Annotated in this window: 14 protein-coding genes; 9 read left to right on the top strand and 5 right to left on the bottom strand. The window is 53.0% G+C overall.

Annotated features, from left to right (window positions below; all coding sequences use genetic code 11):
- Positions 1 to 169 precede the first annotated feature (169 nt).
- Positions 170 to 1,705: a multicopper oxidase family protein gene (locus LKH74_RS05190; RefSeq protein WP_135367361.1), complete on the top strand. Its 1,536-nt coding sequence runs from the start codon at positions 170 to 172 to the stop codon at positions 1,703 to 1,705.
- Positions 1,706 to 2,280: 575 nt separating this feature from the next.
- On the opposite strand, the gene LKH74_RS05185 is transcribed toward LKH74_RS05190, so the two are convergent.
- Entirely contained in the window at positions 2,281 to 2,619 is a 339-nt protein-coding gene (locus tag LKH74_RS05185; protein WP_135367362.1) for an ArsR/SmtB family transcription factor, read from the bottom strand.
- 71 nt (positions 2,620 to 2,690) lie between these two features.
- Between LKH74_RS05185 and LKH74_RS05180 the strand changes: the two genes are divergently transcribed.
- The gene (locus LKH74_RS05180) at positions 2,691 to 3,293 is read left to right on the top strand and encodes a cadmium resistance transporter (RefSeq protein ID WP_287708548.1); all 603 of its coding nucleotides are present in this window, start codon (positions 2,691 to 2,693) and stop codon (positions 3,291 to 3,293) included.
- Between the two features lie 245 nt (positions 3,294 to 3,538).
- On the opposite strand, the gene LKH74_RS05175 is transcribed toward LKH74_RS05180, so the two are convergent.
- Positions 3,539 to 3,916, bottom strand: a complete 378-nt coding sequence (locus tag LKH74_RS05175) for a hypothetical protein (RefSeq protein WP_287708547.1) — start codon at positions 3,914 to 3,916, stop codon at positions 3,539 to 3,541.
- Between the two features lie 674 nt (positions 3,917 to 4,590).
- Positions 4,591 to 5,622 carry a YeiH family protein gene (locus tag LKH74_RS05170; RefSeq protein ID WP_135367365.1) on the bottom strand — a complete coding sequence of 344 codons (1,032 nt, stop codon included), beginning with the start codon at positions 5,620 to 5,622 and terminating at the stop codon, positions 4,591 to 4,593.
- 116 nt (positions 5,623 to 5,738) lie between these two features.
- Here LKH74_RS05170 and LKH74_RS05165 point away from each other — a divergent pair, with 116 nt between their 5' ends.
- The 5 genes from LKH74_RS05165 to LKH74_RS05145 all read left to right on the top strand — a co-directional run bounded on the left by LKH74_RS05165 (position 5,739) and on the right by LKH74_RS05145 (position 12,883).
- Positions 5,739 to 6,617 (top strand): LysR family transcriptional regulator, encoded by an 879-nt coding sequence (locus tag LKH74_RS05165; protein ID WP_135367366.1) that lies wholly within the window; start codon positions 5,739 to 5,741, stop codon positions 6,615 to 6,617.
- A gap of 394 nt (positions 6,618 to 7,011) precedes the next feature.
- Positions 7,012 to 8,211, top strand: a complete 1,200-nt coding sequence (locus tag LKH74_RS05160; protein WP_135369022.1) for an MFS transporter — start codon at positions 7,012 to 7,014, stop codon at positions 8,209 to 8,211.
- A gap of 1,344 nt (positions 8,212 to 9,555) precedes the next feature.
- Positions 9,556 to 10,416 (top strand): AraC family transcriptional regulator, encoded by an 861-nt coding sequence (locus LKH74_RS05155; RefSeq protein WP_287708546.1) that lies wholly within the window; start codon positions 9,556 to 9,558, stop codon positions 10,414 to 10,416.
- A 132-nt stretch (positions 10,417 to 10,548) separates the two neighbouring features.
- Positions 10,549 to 12,180 (top strand): ABC-F family ATP-binding cassette domain-containing protein, encoded by a 1,632-nt coding sequence (locus LKH74_RS05150; protein WP_287708545.1) that lies wholly within the window; start codon positions 10,549 to 10,551, stop codon positions 12,178 to 12,180.
- Between the two features lie 421 nt (positions 12,181 to 12,601).
- The gene (locus tag LKH74_RS05145) at positions 12,602 to 12,883 is read left to right on the top strand and encodes a type II toxin-antitoxin system RelB/DinJ family antitoxin (protein ID WP_135368740.1); all 282 of its coding nucleotides are present in this window, start codon (positions 12,602 to 12,604) and stop codon (positions 12,881 to 12,883) included.
- Between the two features lie 95 nt (positions 12,884 to 12,978).
- Here the strand turns inward: LKH74_RS05145 and LKH74_RS05140 are convergent, their stop codons facing one another.
- Together LKH74_RS05140 and LKH74_RS05135 are read right to left on the bottom strand one after the other, a co-directional pair.
- Entirely contained in the window at positions 12,979 to 13,908 is a 930-nt protein-coding gene (locus LKH74_RS05140) for a DMT family transporter (RefSeq protein ID WP_287708544.1), read from the bottom strand.
- Between the two features lie 77 nt (positions 13,909 to 13,985).
- Complete coding sequence (locus tag LKH74_RS05135) at positions 13,986 to 14,927, bottom strand: nucleoside hydrolase (protein ID WP_135368742.1); 942 nt, start codon at positions 14,925 to 14,927, stop codon at positions 13,986 to 13,988.
- A gap of 417 nt (positions 14,928 to 15,344) precedes the next feature.
- Here LKH74_RS05135 and LKH74_RS05130 point away from each other — a divergent pair, with 417 nt between their 5' ends.
- Together LKH74_RS05130 and LKH74_RS05125 are read left to right on the top strand one after the other, a co-directional pair.
- Positions 15,345 to 16,130 carry an alpha/beta fold hydrolase gene (locus tag LKH74_RS05130; RefSeq protein WP_287708543.1) on the top strand — a complete coding sequence of 262 codons (786 nt, stop codon included), beginning with the start codon at positions 15,345 to 15,347 and terminating at the stop codon, positions 16,128 to 16,130.
- 174 nt (positions 16,131 to 16,304) lie between these two features.
- Complete coding sequence (locus LKH74_RS05125; protein WP_135368751.1) at positions 16,305 to 16,514, top strand: hypothetical protein; 210 nt, start codon at positions 16,305 to 16,307, stop codon at positions 16,512 to 16,514.
- The last annotated feature ends 79 nt before the right edge of the window (positions 16,515 to 16,593 follow it).

Below are 16,593 nucleotides of genomic sequence, written 5' to 3'. Positions count from 1 at the left end.
TGACGGCTGATAAACGTTGGTATGGCGGGAACGAAGTAACGGGAATTTTTTCTACTTGTTTAGGAAAATGATGGTGGTTGGTCTAGACTAACCCTTTTTCTCCCCACGTGAATGCGGTATCATGGAGGCGGAGACATTTGCTTTAATCAATCGAAGAGGAGCCTGAAAAATGACAAAATCAATTCACACTGATTATTTCTTTGATGAAGCGGCATATAACACTCACGATGGGGGCTATGTACCACTGGAGGAACCCAAGACGCCACAACAGCCGTTGCGGATTCCGCCACTACTGAAGCCAGACAAGGAAACGGCGACGGACACCTATTACACGGTCGAAGCGCAGGCTGGCGAGACCCAATTATTACCGGGCAAGAAGACCAAGACCTGGGGCTACAACGGCTCTTTGCTGGGCCAAACGGTGGTCTTTAAACGCGGCAAGACCATGCATATTGATTTGAAGAACAGCTTGCCTGAATTGACCACGTTCCACTGGCACGGTTTAAACGTTCCCGGTCCTTACACGGATGGCGGTTGCCACGCGCCCGTTTATCCCGGGAAGACCCGCCACATCGACTTCAAGGTCGACCAACCGGCCGCAACGCTGTGGTTGCACGCACATCCGTGCCCGTCGACGGCGGAACAAGTTTGGCACGGCCTGGCTGGCTTGGCGCTGGTTACCGATGACGTGGAAGCTAAATTACCATTCCCCCGCAACTATGGGGTCGACGACATTCCGTTGGTCTTGCAAGACCGGCGTTTCCACGAAGACAACCAATGGGATTATGAAGCGGATTATGATCCGGACGGGGTCCAAGGCCCAACGCCAATGATCAACGGGACCATCAATCCTTACTTTGACGTCACGACCCAACGCGTGCGGCTGCGGATCTTGGACGGTGCCAACCGGCGTGAATGGCGGCTGCACTTTAGTGACGACCTGCCATTTACCCAAGTGGCTTCTGACGGCGGTGTGATGCCGGAACCGGTCGAATTTACCCACTTGATGTTGACCTGTGCGGAACGCGCCGAGGTCATCGTGGACTTCGGCAAGGTCACGCCGGGCCACACGGTCACCCTGTACAGCGATGACGTGCCGTTGGTTCGTTTCCGGGTTCACGATTTTGACGCGGACGACGTGACCTTGCCTGACCATCTGGTAGACATCCCGAACCCCGATGTGACGCCAAATACGCCAGTGCGCAAGGTCGTCATGTCCGGGATGGACGAACAAGTCATGATCGACGGCAAGAAATTTGAAATGCAACGGATCGACGCCCGGCAAAAGGTCGGCAACGTTGAACTCTGGGACATTACCAACACCAACGACATGGACGGCGGCATGGTTCACCCGTTCCACATGCACGGTACGCAATTCTTAGTCCTGTCGCGTAACGGCCATGAACCGTACGCCAACGAACACGGCCTGAAGGATACGGTCGGCGTCAACCCTGGCGAAACGGTTCGCATCAAGGTCTGGTTCGAGCACACCGGTGTCTACATGTACCATTGTCACATCATTGAACATGAAGATGGTGGGATGATGGCGCAGATCGAAGCGTACGATCCGGACCACCCACAAACGTACAAGCTGATGGACATGGACACGTTGATGAACGCGGTCGCTGAAGAGCGGGGCATCGACGTGAAGGACTTGAAGCTCCCCGGGATGAGCTCCTACGAAAAGATGGGGATGAAGATGTAACTCGCGTAGCCAACGATCGGTTCGCTGGCGAGCGCACCGTTCTTGAGCGCAATACGTTGAATATCTGAAAATCAAAAAGGAAGACTGGTCAGTCTGGTTGAAGAGACTGATGGTCTTCCTTTTCTGCTAGCAAAAACTAAAGGTTTAAAATTAACGCGTGATTGTTGTAACAGCGGTGGTCCGATACCTAAAATTGGTGAAACAGGGGGCCTGCTCTGCGGAACACTTCCAGTCTGAAAAGCCGTCTTCCGATTCACTTGAGAGCCTCCGGTAAGTTGACGCTTATCAGCAATGCTGTGTTGATTAAAGACTAATCGTCAATGCAGCTACTACCTGGAGTTAGGACGGCTTGTTATGAGCAAACACTACCGTAGCCGGAAGTTCGCCAAATATGGGTTCAGCCGTGGGAGTTGCCTTAGCGACATGGTTCACGTCGCTTAGGCAACTGGCGTCTTTGAGACGAGGTTTTCGGCTCAAAGCGAGGGCGAGACCGTTCTTTGGCTCGACCGGTCCGCCCACCGCGTTCCAACCCATATTGGGCGAGCTGTAGGCGGCCAGTTTAAACAGTTCGTGAACTACTCGCCGTGCTTTTTCCCGCGCAAGACATGATCCACGTGGGCCAAGGTCTCGTTGACGATGTCCAAGATGTGGGGGTCGTCCAGCTGATAAAAGTTTTGCTTACCCGCACGCCGGGAGGTCACCAGCTGTTCTTTCTTCAGCAGGGCCAGTTGGTGGGAGACCACGGATTGCTCCACGTCGAGCAGGGCGCTGAGCTCACCGACGTTCAGTTCGCGCTGTTCTAACAAATAGAGAATTTGCAGTCGCGTGGTATTGCTTAATAATTTAAAGATGTCCTGCGACGCGACTAGCGCAGGTTCTTGGATTAAGGTGACTGGTTGGGGACTATCCGACATGAAAAAGCTTGCTCCTTTCATATGAACGTGATAACATATGTTATAGATAACATGTATGAGGGGATGACATCATGATGAAAACGATTCTAACCGGGGTCACGGCGTACATTTCCACCGGATTAGACTACTTAATTATTTTAATGGTAATCTTCGCCCGCGTAAAGCATCAGGACCGCTGGTTGGTCTTGATTGGCGACTTTTTAGGAACCATCGTGTTAGTCGGTAGCTCGCTATTGATCGCCTTTTTCCTGGGATTCGTACCGGCGCCATGGCTGCTGGGCTTCTTGGGACTGATTCCGATTTATTTGGGCATCAAGCTGTGGGTGCAGGGGGATGATGACGATACCGACGCCATTGCGGCCAAGGTCGCCAATCCCAAGCGCCTGATCGGGCAGGTGGCGCTGATCACCATGGCAACCTGTGGGGCCGATAATGTCGGCATTTACGTACCCATCTTCACCACGGTGGCGCCCAACACGATTCCACTGATTCTGTTGACATTTGCCGTGATGGTGGTCATTTTCTGGGAAATTGGCTATCGCCTGGCCTGCCTACCCAAGGTGGCTGATATTTTAGAACGCGAGGGGCGTTACATCACGGTAGCAGTGTACATCTTGATTGGGCTGTACATTATGTATGATAGCGGGACGTTCCAGCACTTGTTGCGGTTGTAGACGGTGAATCGGTCTAGGGGGATAGCTGTCAATGCGAGATGGTTTACATCTTAGTAGGATTCATGTATATTATAGATGTTGATTATGTCTCCGAGGGTGACGGGACGTTAATTTAGAATATCATCCGTGTGAATGGTTGTCTCCGAGGGTAACGGGACGTTAATTTAGAATATTACCCGTGTGAATGGTTGTCTCCGAGGGTGACGGGACTTTAATTTAGAATATTACCCAAAAAGCAGTCGGGATTAGTACCCGGCTGTTTTTAATTTGTTTAAATCACCGTCTATATCGACAAGCCAATTGCTACGAATGGCATTATTTTCATAATCATGGAGGTAAGTTTGTGCTTGTTTGATAATTTGAGCAAGATTTTTTTGGATATAGAGTACAGTGATCATGTCGTTACTGTTGTTAAGGTGATATTTTTGATAGAGGTCAGATGATTTGGGAAGGGGACACATTTTTCTGAAATCTAGGCAGGCGCGATGACCCGCAGTAGTTTTGCTGGTTGCTGGCAATGGAAAAACTAGTGATGAAATTTTGGAACTAGTTGGAACGCTTGAACGCCATGGTAAGGCAAAATTAACTTTGTTTCCTTTATAGTTTAGCTTTAAAATCAGCAAGTTTGCTCGCTCACTGACCGATAATGTACTGTGTAAGAGTTCTTTGTCCTGAGTGATTCTAAATTACTTAGCCTGTAGGACAACCATTTTCACTTTTTGAGACACTACTCTTCCCCACTTCCGATGGATATAGCTGGCGTTGTGCAATTATCCAGTTGATTTTTGGAGAGTACCTAATCTTCACTTGATGTGTTTGGGATGACGATTAGTTTCCGTGCGAAGTTAGGTGCTCATGTTTGCATAGAGTGTATCACAAATACTTTGGCGAAGTATAAAGTAATACTTATTAAATAATTAATATAAGTCTAATGATATTTTACTAAATAAAGATAAACGTCATATTTTTTGTGCCATCTATAGGTGTAGGACAGCGAAACAAAGCTACCCAATTAACCAATTCAGTCCCGCTTGAACGTTACTGAATGCCTGGTAATCGCGGCTACTCCGGATTCCCATCAGACACGTGGATGATGGGAAAAGTTCAAAGGGGGATGTTGCCGGTCGCAATTGTTTGGCAATTGTTTTTTTGATAAAGAGGTGACAGGCTTCTTCGGGAGTGTTACACCAGCGTGTACCGATTGGTAAGAATTAAAGAAAAATCAGATACAAACCAGTAAAATAGGCTACCGACTCAAGATTAACCCGGTCGGTAGCCTATTTTGTGACATTAAATGTTAAAAGAAGAACTTGCTAGCTAACGTCACGCCCGTCAGTAACACTACGGAAGACAGCGTCGCAGCCAAGAAGGCGTTGCCGCCGCGTTGGAAGATGACGCGGAAGTTCACGCTCATCCCCAGTGCGGCCATGGCCATTCCCAAGAAGATGTAGGCCAACTTGACCAGACCAGCCAACGTGGCGTCGCCCAGCGGCAGCCAGGTGCCGATGATGCTGGTCAGCAGGAAGCCGGCCATGAACCACGGAATCGGCAGCTTGGCGGGACCGGTCGTCGTGGTCGTGTTCGCCGTTTGCTTTTGGTACCACCAGCCGATGATCAGCGCAGCCGGGGCCAACAAGAGGACCCGCGACAGCTTGGTGATGATAGCTGTGTCCAGGCTGACCGGACCGCCAGCACTTCCGGCGGCCACGGCATGGGCGATTTCGTGCAGGGAGCCCCCGGTCATGACGCCAAATTGAACGGCCGTCAGGTGGAGCAGGGGCTTCAGACCAATTTCAATCAGGGTGAAGACCGTTCCCAAGATGGCGACGATGGCCACGGCCAGGACTTCATTTTCCCGTTGCCGTTCGGCCTTGTCGGCGCTGACCTTGATCTGCGGTGACACGCCCATGACCGCGGCGGCCCCACAGATGCTGGTCCCGGTGGCAGTCAGGATGGCCAACTCGCGGTCGACGCCCAGCTTGCGGCTGAGGTTGTAGGTCAACAGGACCATCCCCGTGACTACCACGGCGGCCAGGGTGATGGTCTTGACCCCAGCTTGGGCCAGCTGAATCAAGTTGAGTTTGAAGCCTAATAGAATAATACCTAATCGTAAGAATTTATTGCTGATGAAGCCAATACCGGCGCGGTTGGCGTTGACCGCGCGGGGTGCCAGTTGTAGCGCCATGCCCAGTAACAGGGCGATGACCAATGCGCCTACCAGGTTCAAATAGGGCAGTTGCGCCAGTTCGCTTCCGGCCACCGCACACACCAGTGTCAGGCCCGCGGCCCCCCAGAAGCTGCGGGTCGCCATCGTCGTTCGAATATCCATCGTGAATTTCCTCCTCAATCTTTCTTAAGCAAGCTCTAGTTTACTGGAAAACAATTATAAGTTAAAATTGGGATATTTAATAACATTATAAAATGAGCTTATAAGGAGTGGAAACGATGCTTGATAACCGCTACCAAACGCTATTGGTCCTCACCCAGACCAAGTCGTATACCCAAACGGCGCGCCAACTGTTTATCACGCAACCGGCCGTCACCCAGCAGATCAAGAGCCTGGAATCGGAGCTGCAGGTGGCATTGGTCCACTATCAGCGCCCGCATTTGACGATTACCCCTGCCGGACAGGAGTTGGCGGCCTTCGTGCGGCGGGTCCAGGTCCAGGCCAACCGGGTGGTCACGAGCCTGCAACACCCGCAGGTCCAGCATCAACTGACCTTTAGCACGACCTTGTCGCTGAGCGAATTCTTGGCGCCGCAGTTGATTCGGGCTCTCCAGGAACAGGGGGATTATCGCACGCTGACGTGTCAGGTGACCAATACCCAAGCGGCGCTGGCAGCCATTGACGACGGCACCAGTGACTTTGCGTTGATCGAAGGCAATTTTGACAAGACACAGTACGACTATCAAATCGTGCGCGAAGAACCCTTCGTGGGGGTGGTCGCCGCCGACAGCCCTCTGGCGCAGAAATCCCAGGTCAACTGGGCGGACTTGACGGCCACTCCGCTGCTGGTCCGCGAGGCTGGGTCGGGGAGTCGCGAGATCTTAGTCAGTCTGGCCCAGGCTGCCAACGTGACGCTCAGTGAGTTTCGCCAAATCGTGACCGTCAACAATCCCGCCGCCATTCGCCAATTGCTACTGCGCGGCGCCGGTATCAGCTTTTTGTACCGCTCGGTGGTGGCCACGGAACTGGCGAGTGGCCAACTGAAGGTCCTGCCACTGCCGGCGGGCCACCTTCGCCATGATCTGGATCTGGTGTACGCCCACGACAGTTTCTTTGCGGCCGATTATCGCCGGTGGGCGCAGATTTTGCGTGAATGAGAGTGGGCCGAAAGGCGATTAGCCGGCGAGCATTAAGGCTGATAACCGAATAATCCTGGTCTTGGATTATTTGGTTATCAGGTTTAAGCGCCACCGGCTGCCTGTTGTTCCACGTTTCGGCCAGGTAAAGTTGACGCAAAACAAGCCTGGAACGTCCCACCCAGCCGCGTAAGACTGCGGACCATAACCCCGACGCCTGCGCTGGTGGCCAAAGTCAATGGCGGTCCTGCCAGCAATCGCCACCATTAATTTAGTCCAACCAAGGGATTTCAACAGACGGTCCAAAATAATGGTTGCGGGGTTTCATCTTTGAGCGTAAGATTAGACAACTAATATAAAATATTGGTAATATTATAATATTGTTGAAAAAATCTTAGAGAAGGGGTGAGCCATCGTGACGACAAAAACGAAACGGGCCATTTTTATTTTAATCTTTAGTGAATTTTTAGTGTGTTTGGGAATTAGTTTGATCATTCCGGTTATGCCATTCCTGAAAACTGAGCTGCACTTGTCTGCCACTGATATGGGCGTGATGAACGCGTTATTTGCGTTTGCCCAATTCGTGGCCTCGCCCCTGATTGGGCGGATGTCCGACAAGATTGGGCGCAAGCCGGTCTTGACGGCCGGGTTACTCTTATTCATGGTCTCCGAAGCCTTATTTGCGTTGACCAACTATCTGTGGGTCTTCGACATCTCCCGGCTGATTGGTGGGTTGTCGGCGGCCATGGTCGTGCCGACCGCCATGGCGCTGGCCTCAGACATTACCACCAAACGGCAACGGGCCAAGGTTATTGGCTGGTTGTCCGCCGCCTTTAGCGGAGGCCTGATTTTGGGCCCTGGTATCGGGGGGATTCTCGCCGGTATCAGCTACAAGACGCCGTTTTGGGTGGCAGCAACGTTAGGCCTGATCAGTGCCGTGGTCTTGATCAGCCTGTTACCCAATGACGTGGAAACCAACCGCGTCGTGGAGGAACCTGCTGCCGATGCCCAACCGTCTGCGCACCCGATGACGCGGGCCTTTTGGACGGTGCCCATCATCATTTTATTTACCATGATTCTGGTCTCTTCCTTTGGTCTGCAAGGATTTGAAAGCATCTACAGCATTTACGTCAACGAAGTCTTTAACTTTAGCCTGAGCAACATTGCGGTCGTCTTGACGCTCAACGGGCTGATCTCGCTGTTCTTGCAGGTGGCCATGTTTGATACGCTCGTCAGCAAATTTGGCGAACGCCGCGTCATTCGCATCTGCTTCTTCCTGGCGGCGGCCTGCACGATTTGGATCACGCAAGCCCACACCAAGATTGAAGTTATGGTAGCCACGCTGGTCATTTTCTCCGCGTTCGACCTGTTGCGACCGGCCATCACGACGTTGCTGACCAAGGCCAGTGAGTCCGACCAAGGGCTGATCAACGGACTGAACATGTCATTGACCAGTATCGGCAACATCGTGGGGCCCATCATGTCGGGGATGTTATTGGACTGGAACACGCACTCACCATACCTGGTGGTGTCCGGGTTCCTGATTGTGTCCTACCTGATGGCCTTCATGCTCAAACGCCCAGACAGCTTCCGTCCCAACCAAGCATCAAACTAGCGGCTAGCTATCCTGCCGCCATCAGCAACTCGGGCTTCCCGCTTGCTAGGGGAAACGACTCGTTTGCTGACGTGTTGCCTATAAAATTGTTAATAAATTACGGTCATGGCTGGTGAGACTGGTCATGGCCTTTTCTGTATTGCCAACTGACAGCTGAAGGTTGAAAGTGAAATTAACGCACTAATTACCGTAACGACGGTGTTCTGACACCTGAAATTGGTGAAACCAGGCGCCTGCGTCAGCCAGGGTTCCGCCTGCTCTGGGGAACACCTCCAGACTGAGAAGCGGTCTTCCGGTTCGCTTGAAAGCCTGGCCAAGATCGCCAGTCTCTCAAGTCGTCCCGCGCTGTAGGCTGAGAAAAAACCTCAGCCAACACCGCTGACACAGCTGGCTCCACCCTGGCTGCCTCCGGCAAGGTTGACGGCTATCAGCAACACTGTGTTAATGAAAGACTAGCCGTCAATGCAGCGACTACCTGGGTTTAAGACGCCTGTTACTGGCAAGCACTAACTTAGCCGAGAGTTCGCCAAACATGGGTTCAGCCGCTTAAAAGAGTGTGACGACAGGCGGTTAACTGGCGAGCATTAACGGTGCTAGGTGGATAATCCTGATTCTGGATTATTTGCCTAGCAGTGTTAAGCGGAACCAGTTGCCTGTTGGCGCACGTTTCGGCTATGAGGCCATTTAGAGACGTGATTTCGACCCGTCCGCCCCAGCGTTCCAACCCATATTTGGCGAACGGTAGGCGGCCAGTTCGCACTGTGAGACTGTAAACGACTAGCTTTGACGTTATAAGGCACATGATAATAGTAGTTTCAGCTGATTTTCGTCTTTCAACCTTCAGAACAAAAAGAAGACCAGCAAAAGACCCACGTCCCCCAAGGCGTGGGTCTTATTTTCCCCCAAAGACTCCAATGGCCAAAACTTATCCGTAGCTGCCAAGTCCACCTTCCCCCGAAGGATGGGCCGTGGCAGACTACACGTTGGAAGTGCCATAGGTTCAGTCGTTGCCCCCACAACGGCTAAACTTTGCGGTCTGGTTTTCAATAAGGAATGATTTGGTTACGGCCCAAATCATTCGTGGTCAAACGACGATTGGAGCACTCCCCTAAGCGATCCAGTTAAGTGGCGGCACCAAGCGGTTTGTCGGTACTATCACGCTAGTCGTTCAACCGATGTTACGAGTTCATTATATCGAGGATTACCTAAATCGATAATCCCATAATCTAATGATTGGCTTACTAAATTTAACCTTATTCTCACCGAACGTGGTATGCTAGTGTCGTAAAGAGTAAGTGGAATTGGTCTATCTTGTTTGCAGCGGGCAGAATGGGGGAATCGCACATGCCGCGGCCGTATCATGAACGTTTAAATTTTACCATGACCTTGCCCTTGCGCGTGATTTCGCACGGGACCTGTGGACCGAAGATGGTCTTGCCTCATTGGCACCAGGCTATCGAATTGGCCTATGCCTATAAGGGGCATCCGGGCACGGTCCACATTGGGGGGTCGACCTACCACATGGAAGAGGAGCACCTGTACGTGGTGAACTCCGAAGTGGTGCACAGCTATGAGACTTTTTTAGACGAAACAAATCAGATCATCACCTTGCTGTTACCGCAAGCCTGGCTGTTCCAGGTGGTCGCAGCCAAGCAACTGCCGTTTTGGGGACCGCTGGATCTGGACTTGCGCTCGGCGCCTTACTTGGACCTGGCGCGTTCGGTCCACACGCTGGCCACCAATGCGCTGACCGAGCCCGATGACCGGGCGGATTATCTGGCCAGTCTGGGGGCGGAATACCAATTGGTGGGTGAATTGCTGAAGCGTTTAACCGTCAATGGTCAGGTTAGCAGCGACCAATTGCCGTTGCCGCAGCCTTTGCGGCAGGCCGTGACCGAGATTCAAGACAACTACGGCCAACCCGTGTCGATTGCCGACATGGCGGAACGGCTCAATTATTCCAGCGTTTATTTTTCCCGCTACTTCAAGGAATACATGGGCATTTCGCCTAAGGCCTACCTGGGCCAGATTCGCCTAGAGCGGGCGACGCAGCTGTTGATGACGTCGAAGACCTCGATTCAAGAGATTGCCCTGCAGACGGGCTTTCGGACTGAGAAGAACTTTTTCGTGACCTTCAAACGCCACTACCAGATGACGCCCAAGACCTACCGGGAGAAATATGCCGCCGAGCAGTCGTGGACTTAGTGTAATCATTGCTTGTTCGGGCGTTTTATGGTAAACTACCCTAACATGTCATAACGAATATGAGTTGAAACCAACGTCGCCGTTAACCTGACACGTTGGTTTTTTACGCGAAAATTACAGGAGGTATCGTTCATGTTAACCGTCAATAATGTCAGTATGCAGTTCTCCGACCGGAAGCTCTACGACGAAGTTAATCTCAAGTTCACCCCAGGAAACTGCTACGGGGTCATTGGCGCTAACGGCGCTGGGAAGTCAACGTTCCTAAAGATCATTGAGGGCAAATTGAAGCCAACCAGCGGCAACGTCTCATTGGGGCCCAACGAGCGGATGTCGAGTTTGAACCAGGACCACTTTGCCTTTGAAGACAACTTGGTCATGGACACGGTCATCCGGGGCCACAAGAAGCTTTACGATATCATGACTGAAAAGAACGCCATTTACATGAAACCAGACTTCAGCGACGCAGACGGGATTCGGGCCGCTGAACTGGAAGCCGAATTTGGCGAAATGGGCGGCTGGGAAGCCGAAGCGGAAGCCTCCCAAATGCTGCAGGCCTTGGGCATCGACGAGTCACTCCACCAGGTGCCGATGAGCGAACTGACGGAGCCGCAAAAGGTGAAGGTCCTCTTGGGACAAGCACTGTTCGGCCATCCCGACGTGCTGCTATTGGACGAACCGACCAACGGGTTGGACGTGCAATCCATCAGTTGGCTAGAAAACTTCCTGGCAGATTATGAAAACACCGTCATCGTCGTTTCCCATGACCGGCATTTCTTGAACCAGGTCTGCACGCACATGTTTGACGTGGACTTCGGTAAGATCACGCTGTTTGTCGGCAACTACGACTTCTGGATGGAATCTAGTGAGTTGGCGGCGCAGTTGAAGGCCAATGCCAACGCCAAGAAGGCCGACCAAATCAAGCAGCTGCAAGAATTCGTGGCGCGGTTCAGTGCCAACGCGTCGAAGTCCAAGCAGGCCACGTCGCGGAAGAAGCAATTGGAAAAGATCACGTTGGATGACATCAAGCCGTCCTCACGGAAATATCCGTTTATTAAGTTCAATCCGGAACGCGAATTGGGCAATGACTTGGTGCGCCTGGAACATGTGACCAAGGCCATCGACGGCGTGACGATTTTAAACGACGTGAGTCTGACGCTGCGGCCGGGCGAAAAGGTCGCCTTCATCAGTCGCAACGACCTGACGACCACGACCCTGATGCAAATCGTTTCCGGCGAATTGGCACCAGATAGTGGTAACGTGGTCTGGGGGCAAACGACCAGCACGACCTACCTGCCGAAGAACGTCAACGACTACTTTGCCGAAAATCAAATGACGGTCATCGACTGGCTGCGGCAATTTGCCTCCAAGGAAGAAAGCGACAACACCTTCTTGCGCGGCTTCTTAGGGAAGATGCTCTTCTCCGGGGACGACGTGAACCGCGAAGTCGATGTTATGTCCGGGGGCGAAAAGGTCCGGGCAATGTTGTCGAAGATGATGTTGAGCAAGGCCAACGTGCTGTTGCTCGATGATCCCACGAACCATTTGGATCTGGAATCCATCACCGCGTTGAACGACAGTCTGGTCGGGTTCAGTGGCAGTATCCTGTTCACATCCCATGACCACGAGTTCATCCAAACGATTGCCAACCGCATCATCGAAGTCAGTCCCAAGGGCATTGTTGACCGGGCGGACACGACTTACGATGAGTTCTTGGCTCATCAACAGGTCCAAGCCCAAGTCGCTAAGCTGTATGACGCTGAATAAATCACTTTAAAAGATAGGCGGTGTCTCGCCACAATGACCAGCATGGTCGTTGCGGCGGGGCACCGCTTTTTTTCTGAGAATGGGCCAAAAGGCGATTAGCCGGCGAGCGTTAAGGCTGCTAACCGAATAATCCGGGTCTTGGATTGTTGGGTTAGCAGTTTTAAGCGGAACCAGGCTACCTTTGGGCGCACGCTTCAGCTATGTAAAGATGATGGGGCTGGTAGCCGCAGACACTGGTTTATACAAACGGTAAGGTGGCCAGCACGGACAATGTTAACGGCCAAGCCATTTTTAGGGCGAAACGTTGAGCGAATTAATGGCGTGCGACCCTAAAACGATAAGTGTTGTGTGACCCTATAAGTGCATGTTAAGTTGGGGTTGTAGGCGGATAGTCTAGGAGAAATGATGAGGAGGATGAACCATGACCAAGGTTGATAATGGCCCACAATCAGGGCACGTGGAACTTGATTTAGACCCACAACTGCTACAAAACGTGACGCAGGTGTACCAAAAATACGGGATGAGCGTCACCACCGCGATTCACTTGTTCTTACAACAATCGGTGAGCGACCAGGATTTGCCCTTTGATGTCGAACTGAGCCCCGAACAATTCCGAGCAGAAATTGCGCGGGAAAAGGCGGCGGGCGACACGCAATCGCTGGCCGCCGTCGAAGCCCTGTGGCCGGACTGCCCCGATCGTTGAACGTTAAAACGGGTCCGCCGCATTGGTGTTTGCCAGTGCGGGGACCCGTTTTTTGCGTTGATTTAGATTTAGGAGGGAGGCGGCCGAATTCGAAACTAGAACAGCCGAATCAAGACGACCCCGCCAATTAACACTGCTAACCCCAACAGTTGGACGGCGACCACCGGTTTGCGTTTGGCACCAAGTAAGCCGAATTGGTCGACCAGCAGGCCCCCGGTGATCTGTCCCAGTAAGGCGAATACCACGGTCTGGCCCGTGCCGATGATGGGCGCCAGGTAGGCGTTGCCCAAAACGAAGAGTCCGCCCATGGCACCGCCCAGCCAGATCCACCACGGCTTGCCGCGGCCGACTGCGCGTTTGATCTCCTTGAAGCTCCGGTGGACGACAATCACAATAATGAGGAGGCCCAGCGTTCCAATCAGAAAGGAAATGAAGGCCGCGTGCAACGGCGAGTGAAGGACCAGTCCCAGTCGGCCGTTGATGGTGGTCTGCGTGGCGCCCAAGGCCCCGGTCACGATGCCCAGCAAACGCCAGGGCCAGGGGTTGCCGGTAGTGGCGGTCGCCGGCCGATGGGCCAATAGATCTGGCAGGGCCACGGTGATGATGATGCCGGTCAAGGCCAGAAGTAACCCGAGCACGCGCACCGCCGATAGCGGTTGTTGCGCTGAGTGAAACCAGCCAAAATTGTCGATGACCGACCCCATGAGCACCTGCCCCAAGATGGGCATGATGGCCGTTTGCACGCCGCCGATGTGCGGGAACAACAAGATGTTGGTCGTGAGAAAGATCACGCCCAGCAGCCCACCGATCCAGATCCACCAGGGCTGAGTCGTCAGGGTGGTGGGGGTGATGCCAAAGGATTCACGTTGAACGCACATGACGATGGCTAAAAACAGGGTGCCGATGGTAAATGAGACGAATGACGCTTGATAAGGTGAGCCGATAAAGCCGCGCAGCCGTGAATTGACGGCCGTTTGTAACGAAAGAATGATACCAATAACGATTCCGATGGTGATGGGCAACATGACAGTTCCTCCTCGCAGATGGGGTGATCGTCGTGCCCAAAAAAGAGGGCGCCACGAAGGTTCCCTCTAAGTATAGCTTATTTGTCGGCTAAAATCGCCAGTTCATCGATGCGTTGGAAGAAACCGTCGTGATCGACCGTGGTGACCAGCGTAATGGGCCGGCCGGTCGGCGTTTCAAAGGTGCGACCGCGGCCTGGTCCCGTGGTCAAGACGTCGCTGGTGACCTGCTTGGTCGTGACGATGGCCGGGGTTTCACTGGCGACTGTCGTGAGCACGTCCCAGAGGAAGTAAGTCGAGTTGGTTTCAAAATGTTGGAGAGCTGGCACTAAGGCGTACCCCTGGCCGATGAAGTCGATGGCCGGGTGTTGCCGTTGGGTGGCCCAATGTTGGCGAACCGCTGGCGTCAATGGCACCTGCCGGGTACTTTCCAAGCCGACCATTTGAATGGCCAAATCGCTGTCCCAAACGGTCTTGACGGCTTCGGGGTCCCAGAAGGCGTTCCATTCGGTCGTGCCGTCTTGTTCTGGTTCGGCGACGTTGCCGCGGCCGTCAAAGGTGCCGCCCATCCAGTAGAGTTTGTCGATCTTAGCGGTGATGCTGGGGTCGACGGTCAAGGCTCGGGCCAGGTCGGTGAGTGGGCCGGTCATGACCAGCGTGGTGGGGCCGTCGGTGTGAGTCACCTTGTCGATGAGGTCCAGGTGTGCCGGCTTTTCCGCAACGGGCGTGGTGATGGTGCCGGCTTCGTTGAGAATCGGCAGGGCGTCTAAACTAAAGGCGTCCAGACGCCACTCCTTGGGAAAAGGATGCACGCCGCGCGAATCGGAAGCGGCGACGTCCAGCTGGGCGCCGTGGCCGAACCGGTCGATGATCTTACGGCTAGCGGCCAGCGCTGGTTCCAAATAGGAATCTGCGCCAACCACGCCAACGCCGGTCAACCGGACGTCGGGCATTTGGAGCAGTAATAGTAAAGAAACTAAGTCATCGACGCTACCGTCGTGGTTAAAGTACACATTACGCATGAACAATCTCTCCTCTTATACCGAACATTTATCAAAATATCTGATTTGATAGTTCATATTTTACCGAATTTGACAAGTGAATGCAAGGGGTGAGTGAAAAGATTTTTAGACAAGAATTGTGAGTTGAAATTGTGTTTTAGGGTAAAAGGATTTAACGAGGAATTGCTGATACATCAACTCGTTTGCTAATATGAATGATAGGCGATAGTTAATTTTTTTGATAAAGAGCTTACATAAAATTTGTAATATCCGGTGGCTGTGCCGAGTGATACCAAAACGGTGAAACACGAACTTTAAACCGTTTTACCCCATGAGCAGGTGGCCCCAGCTGGCGACCGCCCCCCTGACCGCTGCGCTATTGACGTCCAGACCCACCTCGGCGTAAGCTAAGATTAAATTAGCGAGAGGGGCGGCAACATGAATTTTAAAACCAATGATGGCGTGAACATTGTCTATGATGATCAGGGGAGTGGCACGCCCATTGTCATTCTGACGGGAATCGGCGGTAGCCGCAAGATTTGGGCGGCCCAGGTACCCGTGCTGTTAGCGGCTGGCTATCGCGTTATTAACATTGATGCCCGCAACCAGGGGGCTTCAGACCAAACCGTCCAGGGCCGGCGCATCACGCGACACGCGATGGACGTCGCAGAATTGTTGGCGGCGCTTAAGGTCGACCAGGCCATTTTGTTGGGCAACTCCCTGGGGGCGGCAACGTTCTTTGCCTACTTGTCCCTGTTTGGCGAGGCCCACGTCAAGGCCGTCATCGACGTGGATCAGAGCCCGAAGATGGTGGCCGAAGCCGGCTGGCCATACGGGTTTAAGCAGTTGACCTGGAATAACTTCCCCCAGTTGTTGGCCGAGCCAATGGGCAAGTCCACTGCGGGCCGGATCGATGACGACGTTTACGCGCAAATTCACGCGGAAAAACAAACTCACCCGTACGATGCGGCATTGAATTACCCGTTGATGATCGACCACGCCGCCCAGGATTGGCGTGACGTCTTGTTGCATCTGCAGGCGCCATTTTTAATCATCGCCGGTGGCAAGTCGCCGTTCTTTAATCCCGAGTTTGCGGCCACCGCGGCCAAGTTAGCGCACCACGGTACGGCGAAAATCGTGCCGGATGCCGGACACATCGTCATGGCCGAACAGCCAGCGCAGTTTAATCAGATCTTGTTGGCTTTTTTGAAGACGCTGGATTAGCGGCGGTTTAGGTAAATAAAGATAAACAAAAACAGATCAGACTCTCGATTGAGAATTTGATCTGTTTTATTTTAGCTCTAGGTTGCCCCCCCCGTTTAGCCAGAATTAAGAAACCCCACGTATACTAAAGCCTAAGTTAACCACCAAGCAGTTAACAGAAAGGATGAGTGTCAGGTGAAACCAGTCCGTCAAGGTCCGAAACATTGGCTAGCCCTGCTGACCGCCGGCATCTTGCTCTTCGCCGGTGGCGGGGGGACGGGGTACATGCTCGGCCAGCAACAGGCCAAGTCCGCGCAACCCACGCAACTGAAAAACGCGCCGAAGGGGAAACGGCCAGCTGGCGCCCCGAGTGGCATGCCAAGTCAAAGCAGCAGTAGCAACTAACCCCGTCAGTAGTGCCCCGTGAGACACTGCGGGTGGGGGCCGACCCATTAAAATGCAAATAAAAACGAGCCTGGGAACT

Source organism: Levilactobacillus sp., assembly GCF_022646225.1.
Lineage (GTDB): Bacteria > Bacillota > Bacilli > Lactobacillales > Lactobacillaceae > Levilactobacillus > Levilactobacillus suantsaiihabitans.
Note: the sequence above shows the minus strand (reverse complement) of the source record. Positions and strands in the feature narration are given on the sequence as shown.